We start from the raw sequence: 19409 nt of genomic DNA, 5'->3' as shown, positions 1-19409 counted from the left end.
TTCACCGCATCAAAAGAGTAATTTTGCCAGTAGTGCGCGCATGCAGCGGCGGTTTGCCGGTCGTAGCCGTCCAAAACAAATGACGGCCGGGTCATTTGACCGCGACCGTCATCCTGAAGCGAGGTGGTTAATGATTTCTTAGCGCCCGTCCGGCGTACGCAGCCCGATCCACTTGTCGCGAACAGCCTTGTAGTGCTGTTTGGGATTGTAGCGGGCAACGTTCAGTCCGAGGGAATCGGCATCGAGCCGGCCTACGGCGGCAACCAGCTGGTACCCGCCGACGATCCGATTGCGCTGTGCGGTCACCAGATTGGATTGCTGGGTCACAAGCTCCCGCTGGGCGTCAAGCACATCCAACGTTGTCCGTTGACCGACACGTTGTTCTTCGATCACGCCTTCAAGGGCCAGCTGCTGTGCTTCCACGGCGGCCTGCGCGGCAACAATGGAGGCTTCAGCCGCCTGATAGTTGCCCCAGGCCGAAATCACGTTGGCGCGAACCTGATCGCGGGTGACGTCGAGCTGCAGGCGTGTCTGACCAAGCTCTTCTTTGGCTTGCCGCACCCGTGAAGAGACGCCGCCGCCTTGGTAGATCGGAATGCTGACATTACCGAAGATCTGGGCATTGTCGCTGATATCGGTCGTGGCAGACGGGTTCCAGGACCGCGAGATGCTGCCATCCAATGTCACCGTCGGAAGCAGTTCGCCCTCAATCGCCTTCACGTTGAAAATGGCCGCATCGACAAGATGCTGCGCCTGGCGGATCAGGGGCTGGTGAGCCTCGCTCTTGTGAAGCGCCTCGTCGAGCGACTTGGGCACATAACGGCTGATTGTGGTATCGGCGGACAGGCTGCGTGCCTCGATGCCGATCACCTGGCGATAGATCGCACGGCTGGTGTTCAGATTGGCAAGCGCGGTGTTGAGGCTGGCGCGGGCTTCGGCGGCACGGGCCTCGGCCTGGCTCACATCGGTGCGGGTGCCCTCACCCACATCGAAACGGTCGCGTGCGGCCCGGACCTGTTCCTGAAGGAAGGCCAGGTCACTGCGCTGCAGGGAGACCAGAGCGGTGTCGCGGATCACATCGACATAAGCAGTCGAGGCATCCAGCAGCGTGTCCTGCTCGGTCGACATCAGGCTTTCGCGCTGCGCCCGGACCACCGATTCGGCCTGGCGGGTCGAATTGATGGTGCGAAAGCCGCGGAACAGCGTCTGGCTGACTGTCAGGGAGATCGATGCATTGTTGCGGTAATCGACGAACGAATCCGCGCTGCTTCTCAGCCGCCCCGCAGAGGCGGCAGCGGAAACGGTCGGGCGCCAACCGGACAATGCCTGCGGCACATTCTCGTCAACACCGCGCAATTGCGCGCGGGCCGCGTTCAAGGTGGGATTGTTGGCATAGGCGAGCGCCAGCGACTCCCGGATGGTTTCGGCATGCGCAGGCGACAGGAAGGCTCCGGCCAGCGTCCCCGCAGACACGCCCCCCAACAGGCCTACCGCGACGGTCACTGCTTTCAGCGTTGAACGACCAGACACCCCACACTCCTTCCGGGCCAACTCACTCGACCATGTTGAGTAAACTGCGCGGTTTTATTCTTCAACCTTTTGAAGGCGATATCGTCGGAAAATCTTCTAGTGCGGCTTAATGGCAACAAGTTGCCGAAACGGCATTCCACACGCAAATGAAAAAGCCCGCCTGACTGGCGGGCCAATTCAGGCCTGAAACTGTACTGACCGCCTCAGAAAACGAATTCGGCGGCCTTCTCGAACCCCGGCAGCAAACCGACCGATGCATTGAAACCGAACCGGCTGCTCGCTGCCTCGCCAGACTTCTGGTAAAGCTTGGCAACGCCTGCCCCGCCCTTGCCTTCGACGACCGCAAGTCGGCCACCCGATTTGACCTGATCGAGCAGAGCTTCCGGCAAAACCTCGACGGCGCCGTCAACAAAGATGACATCATAAGGACCTTCGGCTGCGTAACCTGCCGCCAGAGGTCCATCGACAACAACCGCATTTTCAATGCCAAGGTCCATCAGGACCTCGGTCGCCGTTTTGGCAAGGTCCTCGTCTTCCTCGAGTGCCACGACAGACGCGGCGAGTTTTGAAATCACGGCAGTGCCATACCCGGTGCCGGCACCGACCACGAGAACCACATCTCCCTCACGGATTTCCGCAAGTTGCACCAGTTTGCCGAAGATATGAGGTTTCATCAGCACACGGGTGCTGTCGGCAGAGCCGATGGGCAGATCCTCGTCAATATAGGCAACAGTCCGCTTGGAGGCCGGCACGAACCGTTCACGAGGGACCAGCTCCATAGCGTCCAGTATGCGGTGGTCGGTCACATCGTTGGTGCGCAGCTGGTTGTCCACCATCTTGCGGCGGGACTGGCTAAAGTCCGTCATATCGGCCCTCACTTTGACTTGCCGGCTTGCCGGCGCCTCTTGGCTCCGTTCATTAGCGACGCAGAGCCGCCCTGACAAGTATCGGCAATTACGGATCCTTCGAACAGCCGGGGATTTGGCAAAAAATCTGGCGGCATCTCGTCGAAGGCCGGCCTGCTGTTTCGGGGCGGTGGAAAATTGTCCGCTATCGCAATCAGGGCTTGACCAACGCCCGCAACTGATCGATAAGGCGCGGCACACCACCTCGGGGCCCTGTGGCGGAGTGGTGACGCAGCGGATTGCAAATCCGTGTACACCGGTTCGATTCCGGTCGGGGCCTCCATCACCACTTAAGTCATTGATTTAAATAAATAAAAATTGTCCCACCGGCATTTTTTAAAAAGTGGGACATTTTTACTAACCCGTCTAACTTATTGATAAACCTATGATTTTTAGGCGGTGTTTTTTCACGCCAACCAAATAGACTACCATTTGTCCCACTAGAATTCGCCCAAACTTTATCAATATCACCAAGACACCAGCACCTCTGAAACACACCGCTTTTGTGTCTCCAAAAATCATCAAAGTAGCCCGACTACAGCGACGTTTACGATTGCTTCTGATCTACTAGTTGCATTACAAAATGAACCAGTTGCAGAAAAGTGGTTTTACACTGAGGAGTTGGGCATGGCCGTGCTGATTGGGGACGTAAAAAATCGGGTCCGACGCTTGCCAAAACCATCAAATATTGCAGATGGACTCCAACCGGTGTTCGAGGCGGTAAGCAACGCCATACACGCGATTGATGATCGATTTGAGGTCGCCGCTAAGGCAAAAGGCAGAGTGACGGTTGAATTCAGCAACACAAAGACCCCAAACGACTATACGGTCGTAGTCACTGACAATGGTGTGGGGTTGGAGGACGAGAGGTTCAAGGCATTTTGCACAACTGATACAGCCTTCAAAATTGAAAGAGGCGGCAAAGGAGTTGGACGCCTCCTTTGGCTTGACGCTTTTTCAGTCACCAATGTCGTAAGCGTCTATCGTGATGGCGAGAGATTGCTACGCCGGTCGTTTGATTTTGGACTTTCTGAAGACGAACCGATCTACAATGAAAAAATCGAGGTAATTGAAGGCGGTGGCGAAACAGGTACAGTGATCACGATGAGAGGACTTCGGTCAAACTCATACTCGACCTGTCTCCCGTTACAGTTCGCCGCAACAGTGAAACACTTCGGTTCTCACTTTCTCGCAGACTTCTTGCTTGGAGAGGCGCCGGAGTTAGTTGTGACCTTCGAAGAACGGTCTGCCAATTTCCCCGAAACCGTAAATGACTATCTGATTGAGACAAAACCAAGCGTAGAATTCGTCTCAGAAACGTTTGGAAAACTGAAATTAGACGCACACGTCATGAAGCCTGAAGCGAGTTCTGATCTAGACGGCAGTCATCAACTCCACCTTGTCTCATCCGGTAGAACTGTTCAAACCAGAAAAATTGATGGTCTAGTTGGCGTGAAGCGAATTGGTGATGCCAGCAACGGTGTTTTGCATGTGTGCGCCACAGGTCAGTTTCTGGACGAGCGCGTAAATCAAGAGCGTACCCAATTCAATTTTTCTGAAAAAACGGCTGAAGATCTCACGAAAGAATGCGTTCAAAAGACGAAAGAGGACATTATCCCAACTGAGGTAAACTCCTACGAAATCTACAGACTTGGTCAGCTAGAAAAATTTGTCGATCTTTATCCAAGTTTTGGATTTGAACCTTCGAGGATCTTGCTCAACCGCACCCCTGTGAACGCGGATAGTCCTGAGGCTTTTGCGAAATCGCTTATTCCCCATAAGCTGCGTGCCGATAAAGATCGCCGTGAGTTAGTTCAAACAGTTTTGGATCGTTTGACTGGAGAAGACGATATTAAACCTGATTTGGCAGAGGAAATTCGCAAGGCTGCTGAAGAAGTTTCTAAAGATGAAAACCGCCAACTGATGGAATACGTCCTGAGACGGAAGTTCATCATCGAAATTCTAAATGCTCTTCTTGGTAAAGTTAGAGTCCTAGAGGGTAAACTTGATACTCACCTCGAGGACACTTTTCATCAACTCATTTGTCCCATGCGGGTAGTCGGGGGATCTCCCGACAGGTTGGAACCCGTCGCTCATGATCTCTGGCTGCTGGATGAGAGACTGGCGCCGGCCACCTATTTTGCCAGTGACGCGAAGATAAAAGACTTCATGGACGACGACGGTGAAGCCCGTGTGGATCTCATGGTTTGGGACAAGATTCACGGCTTGGGCTTGGGCTCCGAAGACAAGCTAGAGCGAGTGTTGCTAGTCGAGTTTAAGAAACCGGAGCGTACATCATACAAGGCTGACTACGTTATCGGCCGACAGATGAATAAGTACATGGACAAACTAAAAGAAGGAAAAATTCGGTCCTACAATGGTGAACTTGTAGAGATTTCTAAGGACGTGATCTTCCACTGCTACATTATTGCAGACCTAGTAGGCGACCTCAAAACCGATACGAAGAGCTGGCACGATTCACCCAGCGGACGAGGTAAATTCACTTACCTTGGTGGCGACTATCGAGGAACTATGGAAGTCATTGAATGGAAGGACCTAGTGCGCGATGCCAAAGTGCGAAACCAAAACTTTCTTGAAGCGGCTAGTCTCTCGTTCACACCAAAGGGCCAGCGAATTTTTCCGGAAAAGCAATCGGAATTGAACGATGCCGCAGAATAGCTATGGGCTACAAGGCGTTACTTTATAAAAGTGGGACAATTCAAAAGCTAAGTTATTGATATCAAACGCCTTGCTTTTCGTCCCACTTCAACGCTAAGTCATTGAAAAATAACAATTCAGCACTTCCGGTCGGGGCCTCCAGACTTTCCCAGCAGATTGACAGTCTTTGTTCCTCCTGGCACGCCGGCTCTCCAGGTTCCCGTGGTGCATGCTATTGTTTGTTTCCTTCCGACAACCCGGGGAACAATCATGAAAGCGCCTGGTGGACACGCTCCTGCCGTCAAAAAGCCGGTAACGACATCAACCATGAAACGGGTCGGCCCACCCCGCCCGCGCAAATCTCCACAACTGGTTTCACCAAGCAGCGACCCAGAAGCGTTGATCGAGGCGTTGCGCGTGCGTGTGAACGACCTGGAAACGCGCATCGCCGAGCTGGAGAGCGTGATTTCCCTGCAAAATCAGGACGTCATCATCAGCGCTCCCAAAAGCGTCCTGATACAGGGTCAGGATACTGTCGAACTGTCGGCAGGGTCCAAACTGATCGCTTCTGCAGCTCTGGTGGAGACCAACGCCCCCCTCGTCAAATTCTCCGGCATTGTGCAGTGTGATGTGATCCAGGCGAACACCGTGATCGGAGCAAGTTACACGCCCGGTGCGGGCAACATCTGGTAGTCACCCAGAAAGATCCGCAATTCCACTGCCTTGACGCCCCATGGCAGAATTTCCGATGCTTTCGACATGAAAGAGCCAAGCTTCAGCATCGGCGTTGAAGAAGAGTATCTCCTCGTCGACAAGACCACCCGGATGCTGGCGAGTTCGCCGCCTCCCGAATTGTTCAAGGCGTGCGAAAGCGCACTGGAGGGCCGGGTCAGTCCGGAATTCCTGCGATGCCAGATCGAAGTCGGCACGCCCGTTTGCATGACGCTGGCCGAAATTCGTGCGGAGCTCGCCTATTTCCGCAAGACCATCGCCCAGGAAGCAGCGTCCTACTCCCTCGCCCCCCTGGCTGCATCCACCCATCCGTTTGCCGAATGGACGGACCAGCCGCACACGGACAAGGAGCGCTACAACGAGATCGCACGCTCCATGCAGGTCGTCGCCAAGCGTATGCTGATTTGCGGCATGCATGTGCATATCGGCATCGAGGACGAGGAACTGCGGATCGAGCTCTTCAACCAGCTCGCCTATTTCCTGCCGCACCTGCTGGCGCTCAGCACGTCGTCTCCGTTCTGGCGCGGACGGAAGTCCGGTCTGAAATCCTATCGTCTGGCGATCTTCGACGAATTGCCGCGCACGGGTCTGCCGCCAAGTTTTGAAAGTTACTATGAGTACCGGCACACGGTCGACATCCTGTCGCATGCCGGTGTTATCGAGGATGCCACCAAGATCTGGTGGGACTTACGGCCGTCCGACCGGTTTCCGACGCTTGAAATGCGCGTTACCGATGTCTGCCCCCGCCTCGACGATGCGGTTGCCATCGCCGCCCTGTTCCGATGCCTGTGCCGGATGCTTTACCGGCTGCGCCGCATGAACCAAGGCTGGCGACAATATTCCCGCTTTCTTCTGGCGGAAAATCGCTGGCAGGCACAGCGACACGGAACCGATGCCCGTCTGATCGATTTCGGCCGTAATGAAACTGCGCCGTTCCAGGATCTTGTTGAAGAACTGATCGAACTTGTTCGCCCGGATGCGGAGCATTTTGGCTGCGAAGCCGATCTTGCGCATATTCGCGAGATCGCCCGCAACGGAACTTCGGCGGACAAGCAGTTGGCGCTGGCCGGTGATATTCCCGAGGACAGCCACCTACCTCAGGACAAGCTGGTCGCCATTGTCGATCACCTGATTGAGGAAACGCAGGCTGGCCTTTGACCTTATTGCGGCTCCTCACCATTCCGCCGGGGTGGTGTCCCGTGCGCCGCTGTGTGGAAATAGGTCAAAGATCCGGTCAGCACGAAGGCAAACTCGTCGATTTCGGCGATGACAGCGCTTGCGGACCGTGACAGGCCGGACCGCGGCCGCAAGGACTTCTGTACCTCGACCAGTGCTGCGCGCGCTTCTCCGAGCTTGCCAAGAACCTCCTGGCTGCAAAATGCACGCGGGGATCGGTCAATCGATTTTCCAGGTGCCAAGGGTTTCTCCAGCGCTAAATGTTCCCCTTTTGTTCTATTGCGACGATGCCTAGGCGTCAATACACGCTTGAAGCGCAGGGGGCATCACAACGCCCTCTGTTTGCAAAGTCTACAATGATGGACCTGCCGGGTGGTAGGCAAAGCTAGAGCGGGTCCTTGGCGCTAGCCCCCAGGTGCCAGGGAAGATGCAATGAATCACCCAAGTGACATCGCAAATAGCACGGGCACTTAACCGATCATTTATGTATAGATCTGCAGTTTTCCGGTCATTTAATCGATTTAAGATTTCTGCAAGAGCTCCACGCCATGGTGCAGCCATCCCAATCTGGAGGCTGAACCCATGCGCATTATTTTATCTGCCCTTTTTGCCACTGGCCTCGCGATCGCGCCGGTCCAGGCAGTTGAATTTCTTGTTGGCGTCGAGCGCGGCGATACCGGTCAAAGCGATTATGAAATCGGTCTTATCGAACTGGCGCTCCAAAAGGCCGGTGGTGGCCACACGATGAAAATCACCGATACCGGCAACACCAATCAGAGCCGCATGCTGGAAATGCTGTCGACGGGAGATGCAGATTTTCACGTTACCTTTTCCGGCATCGACCAGGAACGCTTCAACAAACTTGCAACCGTGCCGGTGCCAATGCAGCGTGGCCTGCTCGGCCACCGTATTCTGATTGTCAGTCAGGACACCAAGGATGCTGTCGCCGCCGTCAAATCCATGGATGACCTGAAACAGATATCCATCGGCTCCGGCACAGGCTGGCCGGACACCACCATCCTGGAGGAAGCCGGCTTCAAGGTCGAATCCTCCAAATACGACAATCTCTTCAAGATGGTTGACCGGGGCCGCATTCATGGATTTGCCCGCGGAGTCGCTGAACCGTATTCGGAAGTTGCAGCACGTGTCGGCGACATGAAGAACCTGACGATCGATGAGCATGTCATGATTGTCTATCCATTCGACATGTTTCTGTTCCTCAACAAGGATGACAAGGAACGCTACGACATCTTGTTGACCGGCCTGAAGAACGCCTATGAGGACGGCAGTTTCCTCGCCTATTTCGAAAACCACCCTCGCATCAAGAAGGTGTTCGAGCAGGCGAAGATCGACGACCGGCTCCGTTTTGAAATCGACAATCCTCTGCTACCGGCGGAAATCGCGGCCATCCCGGACACTTACTGGCACGGCCGATAAGCCCGCCAATTGCGCGAAACTCAAGATCCGGCCCTGCGTCTTCACAGGCGCAGGGTCTTTTGTTCGCAATTCCTGTTCAAGACCGTCGGAGATTGGGCACATCATGTCGCGAACTGTCTGTACATTCAAACACCTGGCCGGCTAGATGGGGGTTCGGAGCGCAATCTGCGCGGCGACCCAGGATCAAGAGGCCGTATAGATGGAACATGGTGGAGACCTGACCCTCGCAATCGAGCGATTTGGTGGGGCACGGGTGGACTGGCTCGACCTGTCGACCGGGATAAACCCCTATCACTATCCTCTGCCTGCAGAATTTTCCGCCGTCACCTGGACGGCGCTTCCGGGAAGGGTTGCGAGTGAGCAGCTGATTGCCGCGGCGCGCCAGGCCTATTCCGTTCCCGAACACCTTGGTCTCATTGCGGCACCCGGTACCCAGATCCTGCTGTCTTTGCTGCCCTCGCTGTTGCCTGAAGGTCCGGTTGCGATCGCATCGCCAACCTATTCCAGTCACAAGAAGGTCTGGACGAGAGACGGGCGCGCGCCGGTCGAGCTCTCCAGCATCTATGCCCTGCCCGCCGATGCCCAGATCGTATTGCTGGTTAATCCCAACAACCCGGATGGCCAGCTGATCGACGTCAAGAGCCTGAAGGAAATTGCCCGCACGCTGAGCGAACGCGGCGGATTTCTGGTGGTTGACGAGGCTTTTGCCGATGTGGTGCCGGGCGCCAGCCTGTTGCCGCATATTCAGGACGAGAACATCGTCGTGCTCCGGTCTTTCGGCAAGTTTTTCGGCCTTGCCGGTCTGCGGCTCGGATTTCTTGCCGGTGCACAGGAGATCACGAGCAAAATGGCGGCACTTCTGGAAAGCTGGTGCCTCAGCGGTCCGGCGCTGGAAGTCGGCACAACCGCGCTCAGGGATATCGCCTGGCAGGAGGCCATGACCCGCCAGCTTGTCGATGAAATGGCGGATCTCACTCTGACCTTGTCCCGGCACGGGCTGAGTGTTTTTGGGGGCACACCGCTTTACGCCCTTGCCGGCCTTCGCAACGCCAGTGGGTTGCACGAAGCCCTTGCCCGCAGGCAAATTTGGACACGCATCTTCGACTACGCGCCGACCTGGGTCCGCTTTGGCTTGCCGGGCGGTGCAGAAAACCTGGAACGGCTGTCGGAAGCCCTTGCAGAAGCCATGCAGGAGCTCTAACGAGCTTGCATGCTCCTTTATGACACCACGCTCTGGCTTCTCCTGGCGGCACTGCTGCTTGACGCCGTCATCGGTGATCCGGACTGGCTGTGGCGGCGTCTGCCCCATCCCGTGGTCTGGATCGGCAAGATAATCACGGTCTTTGATCGTCACTTCAACAAGTCAGACTATTCCCCGGAAACACGAAAGCTCGGCGGTGTTTTAACGCTCTGCGCTCTTGTTCTCGGCGCCGTTTTGCTGGGCACCGGCCTCCATGCCCTGGCGGACCTGGTTCCCTATGGCGACGGTCTGATCGTGATCATTGCCGCTGTGTTCCTTGCTCAGAACAGTCTTTACCGGCACGTGGCAGCCGTCCGGGACGGATTGCAGCAAAGTGGCCTGGAAGGCGGACGCCAGGCAGTCGCAATGATTGTCGGCCGAGACCCGAAGCAGCTTGACGAAGCCGGCGTTTCCCGAGCTGCGATCGAATCCTGCGCGGAGAACTATTCTGATGGTGTCGTCGCACCGCTCGTCTGGTTCGCTCTGCTGGGCCTGCCAGGTCTGATCGCCTACAAGGCCGTCAACACGGCCGACAGCATGATTGGACACAAGAACGAAATCTATCAGGATTTCGGCTGGGCGTCGGCCCGGTTCGACGACCTGGTCAACCTGCCGGCGTCCCGGCTTGCCGGACTGCTGATCGCCTTCAGCGCGCCGCTCGCCGGTGGTTCTCCCGGCAAAAGCCTTGCCTGCATCATTCACGATGCCCGCAAGCACCGCTCACCCAATGCCGGTTGGCCGGAAGCGGCAATGGCGGGCGCTCTCGGCCTGGCCCTCGCCGGACCAAGGATCTATCCGGGATATACGGTCGATGATCGCTATCTGAACGCAGATGGTCGCAAGAATGCGACGGCCCGGGATATTACGCGAGCGCTAAGGGTTTTGTTCGGGGCTTTTGGATTGCAGGCGCTCCTGGTTCTGGGCACCGCTCTTTTGTAAGGCTTGATTTGAAGTAAGAAAGATCTGCATCAGGTCATCGTATCAGCTAACGCGCTTTCACGTCGGATACGACATGATGAAAGCACGCTGATCCCTTGTGTCGGGAACAGGCACACTGCGGGCATCTGAAACGATCCCAACGGCGTCCTCAGGCCTTGCTCCCAGTGCAATCAGAACGCAGCAGACCACCAGACCGGACCGGCCGATACCGGCGCGGCAGTGAACGGCAACGCCCTTACCCTCCCTTAACCGCTGCACGATCAAGGAAACCAGTGTTTGAACCGGACGAAGGTCAGGAACGGTCCTGTCCGCGACCGGGAGCGCCAGGAACTCCAGGCCAAGTTGATCACAACATGCCTCTTCACCCGTCAGACCCAACGCGGAACTCTCGTCAGGCGTAAGCATCGAGACCACCAAGCCGACACCGCTGCGCTGAAGCTTGCCCAGGTCATCCGAGAGCCACTCACCTGAGGGCTTCGGCATGAGGAACAACTGCCCATTTGCCTGGACAGGAATGGAGTAAAACGATGGCTGCACGACAAAGCCTCCAGGCCCTTTTTAACGCTGTTCAGCGAAATGCAGCAGCGTCTCAATATCCAGGACAGCGCCAAGGTGGGTCGCAAGGTCGTCCAGGATCAGATCGATATCGCGGTCATAGGCGAGATCCGACACCACACCAAAACCGCCGAGGAATGCCTTGCGAAACTCATCGCCGGTGAAAAGACCATGCATGTAGGTCCCCGCAACGCGCCCGTCTTTAGAGGTTGCGCCGTCCGGCACGCTCTCAGCAAGCTGCATCATGGGTCTGGAGCAATCGGGGCCATTCGTCCGGCCAATGTGAATTTCGTATCCCGCTACATCAGCGCCAGAGGCCACATGGGTTCCGGAAGCCGGAACCGTTGATTTCTCGGACGTCAGCAGCGTTTCCACATCCAGGTAGCCGAGCCCTTCGACCGATCCAGGCTTTCCTTCGATGCCGTCCGGATCGGAAATGGTCCGCCCGAGCATCTGGTAGCCGCCGCAGACTCCAAGTATGTGACCGCCTCGACGGTGATGTGCTTTCAGATCGATGTCCCAGCCCTGTTCACGGAAGAAAGCCAGATCGCCAACCGTCGATTTTGATCCGGGCAGCAGAACCAGGTCGGCATCGCCCGGCAGCGGTGTGCCCGGCTGAACCAGTTCGAGCGTAACGCCTGGCTCAAGACGCAGCGGGTCGAGATCATCGAAATTGGCAATTCTGGAGATGACCGGCACCACGATCTTGAACCCGCCGCGGCCGAAACCGTCCGACAGCCCGAGCGCGTCTTCCGCCGGCAGTTTTGCCGCGTTTCCAAACCAGGGCACGACACCAAGTCCCCGCCAACCCGTGCGAAGCGCGATCTCGCGCATGCCGTCGTCAAAGAGGCTCGGGTCGCCTCGGAACCGGTTGACGAAGAACCCCTTGATCCGCTGTTGTTCGTCCGGTTCGAGCACCGCATGCGTGCCGACGACCGAAGCGATCACGCCGCCCCGATCTATGTCGGCGCAAAGAATAACCGGCAGGTCTGCGGCCTCTGCGAAACCCATATTGGCAATGTCGCCGGCCCTGAGATTGATTTCAGCCGGGCTGCCGGCGCCCTCGACAAGAACGAGATCCGCTTCTGAAGCGTTGATTTCAAAACTCTCCAGAACCTTTGGTAAAAGCTCCGCTTTCTGCTTTCCGTATTCACGCGCACGCATGGTGCCGAACCGCTTGCCCTGAACAATGACCTGGGCGCCCGTGTCGGTTTCCGGTTTCAAGAGCACCGGGTTCATGTGCACGCTGGGCGGCACGCGGCAGCCCATCGCCTGCAAGGCCTGCGCACGGCCGATCTCGCCGCCATCGACCGTGACAGCGGCATTGTTCGACATGTTCTGCGGTTTGAAGGGCCTGACCCGCATGCCCCTGTTGGCAAACAGACGGCAAAGCCCGGCGACAACCAGGCTCTTGCCGACATTGGACCCGGTGCCCTGGATCATGAGGGCGGGCGTGGTTTTCCCGGAACCCCTGGACAAGCCTAGAACTCGATGCCTTCCTGCGGTTTCACGCCCGAGCGAAACGGGTGCTTGACCTGGGTCATGTCGGTGACGAGATCGGCAATGTCGATCAGCTCGTCCTTGGCGTTCCGTCCCGTGATGACCACGTGGACATCGTCTGGCTTTTCGTTTTTCAGGAAATCAGCCACTTCGTTGATATCGAGATAATCATAGCGCAACACGATGTTGAGCTCGTCACACAGGATCAGCCGGTAATCGCCGGAGGTGATCATTGCCTTGGCCGCATTCCAGGCTTCCTGCGCGGCGTCGATGTCTCGCTGGCGGTCCTGGGTTTCCCAGGTGAAACCTTCGCCCATGCGCTTGATGGTCACCAGATCGGAGAACCGTTCCAGCGCCATGCGCTCGCCGGTCTCGATCCGTCCCTTGACGAATTGCACGACCCCGACCTTGTGACCATGGCCGAGCGAGCGGAACACCATGCCAAAACCGGCCGTCGACTTGCCTTTGCCCTTGCCCGTGTGGACGATCAGGAGCCCCTTTTCGATGGTCTTTGTCGCCATGATCTTGTCGCGGGCGGCCTTCTTCTTGCGCATCTTTTCCGCGTGACGAGCGTTGAGCTCTTCTTCGGAGAGTTCGGGTTTGTCCTTGTCGGCAGTCACGATGCGTCCGTCCCTTCCAGTTTTGATTTCAAGTCGGCCAAGGCAGCATGGGTCGAATTGCGCCGCGGCGTCCAGAGGCCGCGATCGATTGTTTCCAAAAACCTGTCGAGCATTTCCCGCAGGCCGGCCGGATTGGCGTCCTGAAGAAACTCAAGAACCTCCGGGTTGTCCAGATAGGCCTCGTAGAGCTGGTCGAAATGATGGTCGCCGACGGTGCGGGTGGTCGCGGCAAAGGCAAAGAGGTAGTCGAGCGTCGCCACCATTTCGAACGCACCCTTGTAGCCGTGCCGCATGACCCCGCGGATCCATTTCGGATTGGCGGCCCGGCCTCTGACCACCCGGCCGATTTCCTCGGCGAGCGAGCGGACCACGGGGCGTTCCGGCCGCGAATGATCGTTGTGATAGATCCTGGGCGCCTCACCCTTAAGGGTCTCGACCGTCGCGGCCAGCCCCCCTTCAAACTGGTAATAGTCGTCACTGTCGAGAAGGTCGTGTTCGCGGTTGTCCTGATTGTGAAGGACCGCGTCGACCGCGCCCAGCCGGTTTTCAAGTTCGGAACGTGCTCCCGCGCCCTCGGCGCCGCCGCCGTAGGCATAACCGCCCCAGGTCAGGAAGGCGTCGGCAAAATCGCCCCTTTCCTGCCAGATACCCTCGTCGATCAACGCCTGCAGTCCGGCCCCATAGGCCCCGGGTTTGGATCCGAAAACGCGGAAGCCGGCGCGTTGCTTCGCGGTTTCCGCGTCAAACCCTTCTGCGCGCAGTCTTTCAGCTTCCGCGCGCATGCGGGCCGCGACCGGGTTGGCTTCAGCGGGCTCTTCCAGCGCACCAACTGCCCTGACAGCACTGTCGAACAGATCCATCTGGTGCGGGAAGGCATCGCGGAAAAAGCCGGAGACACGCAAGGTGACATCGATGCGCGGGCGCCCGAGCTCGGACAGTTTCAGGATTTCAAAGCCGGTCACGCGGCCGGACGCCTGTTCCCAGACGGGTTTTGCTCCAATCAGGGCGAGCGCCTGGGCAATGTCGTCGCCGCCCGTGCGCATATTGGCCGTGCCCCAGCAGGTCAGCACCAGAGATGTCGGCCAGTCGCCTTCTTCCTGGAAGTACCGGTCCGCGACCAGAGAGGCGGATTGCCAGCCGAGACGCCAGGCGGTTTCGGTCGGCACCGCCCGGACATCAACGGAATAAAAATTCCTGCCCGTCGGCAAGACATCGGGCCTGCCGCGAGACGGTGCCCCGGAAGGACCAGGCTCCACAAACCCACCTGAGAGGGCCGTCAGGACTGCGCGGGTTTCCGAAGGTCCGGACCCAATCACGGCCGGCTTCAGCCCGGTTTCGATCGACTGCAACACTGCGCTGGTCACGTTCCAGTCCAAAGGAGTTTCGATCTCGCCTGCCAGCAAACGGCTTGCCAGCAATTCTATCCGTTCGACCGCATCGCCGTTCGAGCGCCAGGGAGCTTCGCTGACCGCCTGCAAAATCTCCGGTTTCCGCCAGGCCCAGGAGGCGGCGAAATCGCAATCGAGCGGATCGAAGCCGTCAAGGCCAAGATCAGCGGCAATAGCCCGTTGCAGGCTTTCCTGACCCGGTTCACGCCCCCGCGGCACGCGCGCCAGGGCGGCAAGCAGATCCGTCAGCAGGTTGCCCTGCGGGCTTTCGCCCAGGACGTGCAGTCCGTCCCGTATCTGGAGTTCCTTCAGGTCGCACAGATGCGCGTCAAGCCGGGCAAGACGTGTCTCCTCGTCCATGTCGTCGTTGAGACCGATATCCTTGTCCAGACCGTGGCGCGTGGCTGCATCCAGGATGTCCCGGGTCAGCGCCTTGAGACGGCGCGGATCGACACCGCTCGCCAGATAATACTCGTCGAGCAGCGTTTCGAGTTCTTCGGCAACCCCGTGGCTTTCGGCGCGGGCCAATGGCGGTGTCAGGTGATCGACGATGACCGCGGAGGTCCGCCTCTTGGCCTGTGCCCCCTCGCCCGGATCGTTGACGATAAAGGGGTAGATGTTCGGCGTCGGCCCCAGAGCAGCTTCGGGAAAACAGTCCGCCGACAGTGCCAGAGCCTTGCCCGGCAGCCATTCCAGATTGCCGTGTTTGCCAAGATGGATCACCGCATCCACGTCAAAACTTTCGCGCAGCCAGATGTAGAAGGCGAAATAGTGATGCGGAGGCACCAGATCCGGATCGTGATAGGTGTCCTCGGGATCGATATTGTAACCGCGCGCGGGCTGAATGCCGACCACCTGATTGCCAAAACGATGAAGACCCAGGCGAAATACCCCATCCACCAGATGCGGATCGTTCTCAGGACGTCCCCACCGCTCCTGAACCGATTCGCGCACAGAGACCGGCAGCTTCTCAAAGACGCGCAGATAGTCAATTAAAGGCAAAGACTGGTAGCCTTCGCGCTGGTCTCGCCCGTCAAGCGCGTTGGTTACTCCGGAGGTCAAAAGCTCCATGAGGATTGAGGAGTCGTGAGGAGCGTTTCCGACATCATAACCGCCCGCGTCCATGGCCTTCAGAACCGAAACGCAGGAGGCAGGTGTGTCGAGGCCTACGCCATTGGCAAGGCGCCCATCCTTGTTCGGGTAGTTGGCGAGGATCAGCGCCGTTTTCTTGCTATGCGCCGGCGACTGGCCAAGCCGAGCCCAGGCAGCCGCAAGATCGGCGACAAAACGGATCCGGTCTGGCACCGGCGTAAAGGCGACAGGCGTGGACTGCGTGGCATCGTCAAAAACGCCTTCTTCCTTGAAAGAGACGGCGCGGGACAGGATCCTGCCATCGATTTCCGGCAGCACGACATGCATGGCAAGGTCGCGGATCGACAGGCCCTGATCGCTTTCCTCCCAGCCCTCTCTGGAAGAGGAGGAAAAGACGACCTGCAGCACCGGTTTGCCGGGCCGATCGAGGGGCGTTGGCTGATGCGCAGCGCCAGCCTTGGAAACGGCAAAGGCCGTGCCGTTCAGCACGACATCGGGTGAGGCACCTTCAAACAGGGTTTCAAGAACGGCAACACTTTCGGCTTCTTTCAAGCTCGACACAAACACGGGCAAGGCGTTGACACCAGCCTCGTCGAGAGCGGCCACGAGCGCGTCGACAGGTGCCGTCTGCGCACCCTGGACAAGGGCGCGATAGAAGGTGATCGCCGCAACAGGACGCGATGGATCCCGCCAGGTCGCCTTGAGTGCCTCAAGGTCTGGTGTTGCGCTTCCGGGCAGGTAGATGCCGGCGCGTGGCAGCGGAACCGGATGCGCGGGTTCCTCTCCCTTGTTCAAGAGACTGGCCGCGAACAGGAGCGCGTTGGCATAGTTTTCCGCACCGCCCTCGACGCAATACCGCCAGAAACGGTGAACCTCTTCGCTCGGCCTTGTAGACCGCGCGGTCAGTTCTTCGTCCCACTTGTCATCGCCCGGAATGACGATCAGCTCGACACCGCTGGCCCGTGCCTCTTCCTCGAAGCGCTCCAGCCCGTAGCGCCAGTATTCCACCCCGCCCAGAACGCGCAGGATGACGAGTTTCGACCCACGCATCGTCTGCTCGGCATAAAGATCCACCGAGTAGGGATGCGAAAGCGCCATCAAATTGGCGAGACGCAGGCTCGCGGCCGTGGTTCCAAGACGCCTTTGCGCAGCAGCAAAGCTACCGAGCTCCGTGTCGGCGGCTGATAAAAACAGGATTTCGGCGGGCGACTGGCCGAGATCGACGGCGTCTCCACCGTCATCGATACGGCGCGTCTGGCTGGCGAGAATGTGCATTTATGTCTTCTTGTTGATTTTTTTGCTGGCCGCGGCTTTGAGGATCGCGGTTAGGCGGCCTCGGCCGCCTGCCCGAGAACAGCCCGTGCTGCGTCCAGATCAAGGCCCTTTAGACCGATGACGACCAGGCGCCCGGCGCTTTCCGCACCAGCTGCAAACCAGGTTTCCACCCGCGGACCAACGGCCTGAACCATTGCCGGTGCCGATTTGCCGTCAATGTGAACAGCCCCCTTGATACGCAGCACACCCTTGTGAGCCATCACCTCGAGAACTTTTGCCTCAGCTTCCTTCAGGCTGGCAAAGGGGCTGATATCAAGCACATGGCTTTCAAAATCATCGTGATGATGATGGTCATGATGGTGGTCGTGATGATGGTGGTCGTCATCGTGATCGTGGTCATGATCATCGTGGTGATGATGATGATGCTCGTGACGGCTGTCCATGTCGTCTTCTGCTGCGGAGCCCCTGCCCAGCAGAACCTCGATCGGCAATGTGCCCTTTTCGGACGACACGACATGAACAGCCGGTCGCACGTCTTCGGATATTCTTCCCTGCACGGTTTCAAGAACCTCGGCGGAGACGAGATCGGCCTTGTTCAGGACCACAAGGTCGGCGCAGCGGAGCTGGTCGTGGAAGAGTTCTTCCACCGGGCTTTCATGGTCAAGGGCTTCGTCGGCCGCGCGCTGGGCTTCGAGAGCTTCTTCATCGAGTGCGATCCGGCCTTCGGCCAGCGCAGCAGCATCGAGCACGGTCACAACCCCGTCCACCGTGACTTTCGGCTTCACGCTCGGCCAGGAAAAGGCGCGCACAAGCGGTTGCGGCAACGCAAGGCCGGACGTTTCAATGACGATGTGTTCAGGCGGTGTTTCGCGGGCAAGCAGCATTTCCATGGTCGGCAGAAAATCATCTGCAACGGTGCAGCAGATGCAGCCATTGGTGAGTTCGACCACTTCTTCGGCAGCGCAGTCCGGATCCGCGCAGCCATTCACCAGCGACCCGTCAAACCCCATGTCGCCGAATTCGTTGACGATCAAAGCAATGCGCTTGCCGTTGGCATTGGTCAGGAGGTTGCGGATCAGGGTGGTTTTGCCCGCGCCCAGGAACCCGGTGACAATCGTTGCCGGGATTTTCTGACCCGGCTGATGGGAAGGTATGCTCATAGTGTGATGTCCGGTTGGGTGCGGGGTTTGAGAAGAAGCGGCTGGCCGGCCGCCAGAAAGACAACCTGCGTGCAGACTTCCGCCATATCCTGATTGAGACGCCCCTGAGCGTCGCGGAACGACCTGGAGAGGCGGTTCTCCGGCACAATGCCCAGGCCGACTTCGTTTGAGACAAAGATGCAAGGCCCCTTCAGATGCGCGACCGTCTCGCACAGGGCAGCGGTTTCCTCGCCGATATCCTTGCCGGAAAAAGTCAGGTTGGACAGCCAGAGCGTCAGGCAATCCGCCAGGATAACCCGATCAGGCGCACTTTCGCGCAAGAGCACGTCCTTCAGGTTCAGCTGTTCCTCGATCGTGATCCAGCTGGGCCCGCGCCGGTGACGATGGGTCCCGATCCGCTCTTCCATCTCTGTGTCAAAGGCCGCCGAGGTTGCGACATAGACTTTCTGGAGGCCGGTCTGTTCCGCCAGTCTTTCGGCAAATGTGCTCTTGCCGGAGCGGGCGCCACCCAGAACAAGGGCGGTTCGCGGTTTTGAATGATCCGTCACTTCCATCTCCCGGCCGTCCACCCGACAGCGTTCGAGGTTGATCTTATCGACGGCCGGTCTCCTGGCTTGCGGATCCGCGCCAGCTGCACTCCTTCCCGGCCTTTGACGCCAGTGGTTTTTGTGCAGCCGCTCACCGCTCACAGTTGCGGGGGCAGCTCCGGCAAAGGGCCAACACGCCCGTCCCGGATTCCCGTTTCATCCGGATCGGGCCAAGCCCTTTCCGAAACCGTCCCGAACTTCGTAACCGGAACTTGAGACCGGCACAAGCCGCAGTTTGGATCTGCAATGCCCTGCCAGACCACTTCCTGAAAGGTCACACCGGGCTCAATTCGCGCAACATGCTACATTAGTGTCCCGTGCGATCGTGTGCTTGACCGCAAAAACACAGAGTTTTCCTTGTCGCAGGTAACGCTTAGGCAACTGAAAAAACTGAAGTTTTCCACACCGAGCACAAAAAAATGACGGCTTGATGAAAAAAACGCCTTGAGGGGCTTGGCAAACGGATCAAGCCTTTGATATACGCATCTCCATCGACGGGGCGGCAACGTGTTGACCCCGACCGTGGTGATCCCCAGTAGCTCAGTTGGTAGAGCAAGCGACTGTTAATCGCTGGGTCGCTGGTTCGAGTCCGGCCTGGGGAGCCATCACCACTCC

15 protein-coding genes, 2 tRNA genes and 1 riboswitch are annotated in these 19409 nt (G+C 58.1%); of the genes, 8 read left to right on the top strand and 9 right to left on the bottom strand.

Features of this window, described 5'->3' with window-relative positions:
- Positions 1-138 precede the first annotated feature (138 nt).
- Both ACO6TG_RS28335 and ACO6TG_RS28330 read right to left on the bottom strand, forming a co-directional pair.
- The gene (locus ACO6TG_RS28335; RefSeq protein WP_208988897.1) at positions 139-1443 is read right to left on the bottom strand and encodes a TolC family outer membrane protein; all 1305 of its coding nucleotides are present in this window, start codon (positions 1441-1443) and stop codon (positions 139-141) included.
- 290 nt (positions 1444-1733) lie between these two features.
- Positions 1734-2396, bottom strand: a complete 663-nt coding sequence (locus tag ACO6TG_RS28330) for a protein-L-isoaspartate O-methyltransferase family protein (protein WP_422376266.1) — start codon at positions 2394-2396, stop codon at positions 1734-1736.
- 248 nt (positions 2397-2644) lie between these two features.
- Between ACO6TG_RS28330 and ACO6TG_RS28325 the strand changes: the two genes are divergently transcribed.
- The 4 genes from ACO6TG_RS28325 to ACO6TG_RS28310 all read left to right on the top strand — a co-directional run bounded on the left by ACO6TG_RS28325 (position 2645) and on the right by ACO6TG_RS28310 (position 6983).
- A tRNA-Cys gene (locus ACO6TG_RS28325) sits at positions 2645-2718 on the top strand.
- Positions 2719-3062: 344 nt separating this feature from the next.
- Positions 3063-5114 (top strand): ATP-binding protein, encoded by a 2052-nt coding sequence (locus ACO6TG_RS28320; RefSeq protein ID WP_422376265.1) that lies wholly within the window; start codon positions 3063-3065, stop codon positions 5112-5114.
- A gap of 249 nt (positions 5115-5363) precedes the next feature.
- Complete coding sequence (locus tag ACO6TG_RS28315; RefSeq protein WP_422376264.1) at positions 5364-5786, top strand: hypothetical protein; 423 nt, start codon at positions 5364-5366, stop codon at positions 5784-5786.
- Positions 5787-5852: 66 nt separating this feature from the next.
- Positions 5853-6983 (top strand): carboxylate-amine ligase, encoded by a 1131-nt coding sequence (locus tag ACO6TG_RS28310; protein ID WP_422376263.1) that lies wholly within the window; start codon positions 5853-5855, stop codon positions 6981-6983.
- 2 nt (positions 6984-6985) lie between these two features.
- Here the strand turns inward: ACO6TG_RS28310 and ACO6TG_RS28305 are convergent, their stop codons facing one another.
- Positions 6986-7243, bottom strand: coding sequence for a hypothetical protein (locus tag ACO6TG_RS28305; protein ID WP_422376262.1), 258 nt, complete (start codon positions 7241-7243; stop codon positions 6986-6988).
- 340 nt (positions 7244-7583) lie between these two features.
- Between ACO6TG_RS28305 and ACO6TG_RS28300 the strand changes: the two genes are divergently transcribed.
- From ACO6TG_RS28300 to cbiB, 3 genes are all read left to right on the top strand, one after another.
- Entirely contained in the window at positions 7584-8438 is an 855-nt protein-coding gene (locus tag ACO6TG_RS28300; protein WP_422376261.1) for a hypothetical protein, read from the top strand.
- Positions 8439-8637: 199 nt separating this feature from the next.
- A complete protein-coding gene (gene cobD, locus ACO6TG_RS28295; protein ID WP_422376260.1) occupies positions 8638-9639 on the top strand; it encodes a threonine-phosphate decarboxylase CobD in 1002 nt (333 codons plus the stop codon).
- A gap of 9 nt (positions 9640-9648) precedes the next feature.
- Complete coding sequence (cbiB, locus tag ACO6TG_RS28290; RefSeq protein WP_422376259.1) at positions 9649-10617, top strand: adenosylcobinamide-phosphate synthase CbiB; 969 nt, start codon at positions 9649-9651, stop codon at positions 10615-10617.
- A gap of 57 nt (positions 10618-10674) precedes the next feature.
- On the opposite strand, the gene ACO6TG_RS28285 is transcribed toward cbiB, so the two are convergent.
- The 6 genes from ACO6TG_RS28285 to cobU form a co-directional block, all read right to left on the bottom strand.
- Positions 10675-11100, bottom strand: coding sequence for a protein-tyrosine phosphatase family protein (locus ACO6TG_RS28285; RefSeq protein ID WP_422376258.1), 426 nt, complete (start codon positions 11098-11100; stop codon positions 10675-10677).
- 75 nt (positions 11101-11175) lie between these two features.
- Entirely contained in the window at positions 11176-12615 is a 1440-nt protein-coding gene (locus tag ACO6TG_RS28280) for a cobyric acid synthase (protein WP_422378964.1), read from the bottom strand.
- A 38-nt stretch (positions 12616-12653) separates the two neighbouring features.
- A complete protein-coding gene (gene cobO / locus ACO6TG_RS28275) occupies positions 12654-13292 on the bottom strand; it encodes a cob(I)yrinic acid a,c-diamide adenosyltransferase (RefSeq protein WP_422376257.1) in 639 nt (212 codons plus the stop codon).
- Positions 13289-17047, bottom strand: coding sequence for a cobaltochelatase subunit CobN (gene cobN / locus ACO6TG_RS28270; protein WP_422376256.1), 3759 nt, complete (start codon positions 17045-17047; stop codon positions 13289-13291). The genes cobO and cobN overlap by 4 nt, the downstream gene beginning before the upstream one ends.
- A 50-nt stretch (positions 17048-17097) precedes the next feature.
- Positions 17098-18207, bottom strand: coding sequence for a cobalamin biosynthesis protein CobW (gene cobW, locus ACO6TG_RS28265; RefSeq protein WP_422376255.1), 1110 nt, complete (start codon positions 18205-18207; stop codon positions 17098-17100).
- A complete protein-coding gene (gene cobU, locus ACO6TG_RS28260) occupies positions 18204-18761 on the bottom strand; it encodes a bifunctional adenosylcobinamide kinase/adenosylcobinamide-phosphate guanylyltransferase (RefSeq protein WP_422376254.1) in 558 nt (185 codons plus the stop codon). Before cobU ends, cobW begins: the two co-directional genes overlap by 4 nt.
- Positions 18762-18789: 28 nt before the next feature.
- Positions 18790-19001: riboswitch (cobalamin riboswitch) on the bottom strand.
- A 322-nt stretch (positions 19002-19323) separates the two neighbouring features.
- Between cobU and ACO6TG_RS28255 the strand changes: the two genes are divergently transcribed.
- Positions 19324-19399 (top strand) — tRNA-Asn (locus ACO6TG_RS28255).
- The last annotated feature ends 10 nt before the right edge of the window (positions 19400-19409 follow it).

Source organism: Roseibium sp. (assembly GCF_965233565.1).
Lineage (GTDB): Bacteria > Pseudomonadota > Alphaproteobacteria > Rhizobiales > Stappiaceae > Roseibium.
The sequence above is the reverse complement of the archived record's forward strand: the minus strand, read 5'-3'. Positions and strand labels throughout refer to the sequence as shown.

What these genes read in the sequence shown, in the direction of transcription:
- cobW (WP_422376255.1), bottom strand. Translation starts at nt 18,207, where the DNA reads ATGAGCATACCTTCCCATCAGCCGGGTCAGAAAATCCCGGCAACGATT.
- ACO6TG_RS28315 (WP_422376264.1), top strand. Translation starts at nt 5,364, where the DNA reads ATGAAAGCGCCTGGTGGACACGCTCCTGCCGTCAAAAAGCCGGTAACG.
- ACO6TG_RS28330 (WP_422376266.1), bottom strand. Translation starts at nt 2,396, where the DNA reads ATGACGGACTTTAGCCAGTCCCGCCGCAAGATGGTGGACAACCAGCTG.
- ACO6TG_RS28320 (WP_422376265.1), top strand. Translation starts at nt 3,063, where the DNA reads ATGGCCGTGCTGATTGGGGACGTAAAAAATCGGGTCCGACGCTTGCCA.
- ACO6TG_RS28280 (WP_422378964.1), bottom strand. Translation starts at nt 12,615, where the DNA reads ATGATCCAGGGCACCGGGTCCAATGTCGGCAAGAGCCTGGTTGTCGCC.
- cobN (WP_422376256.1), bottom strand. Translation starts at nt 17,047, where the DNA reads ATGCACATTCTCGCCAGCCAGACGCGCCGTATCGATGACGGTGGAGAC.
- cobU (WP_422376254.1), bottom strand. Translation starts at nt 18,761, where the DNA reads ATGGAAGTGACGGATCATTCAAAACCGCGAACCGCCCTTGTTCTGGGT.
- ACO6TG_RS28285 (WP_422376258.1), bottom strand. Translation starts at nt 11,100, where the DNA reads ATGCCGAAGCCCTCAGGTGAGTGGCTCTCGGATGACCTGGGCAAGCTT.
- cobD (WP_422376260.1), top strand. Translation starts at nt 8,638, where the DNA reads ATGGAACATGGTGGAGACCTGACCCTCGCAATCGAGCGATTTGGTGGG.
- ACO6TG_RS28300 (WP_422376261.1), top strand. Translation starts at nt 7,584, where the DNA reads ATGCGCATTATTTTATCTGCCCTTTTTGCCACTGGCCTCGCGATCGCG.
- cbiB (WP_422376259.1), top strand. Translation starts at nt 9,649, where the DNA reads ATGCTCCTTTATGACACCACGCTCTGGCTTCTCCTGGCGGCACTGCTG.
- ACO6TG_RS28310 (WP_422376263.1), top strand. Translation starts at nt 5,853, where the DNA reads ATGAAAGAGCCAAGCTTCAGCATCGGCGTTGAAGAAGAGTATCTCCTC.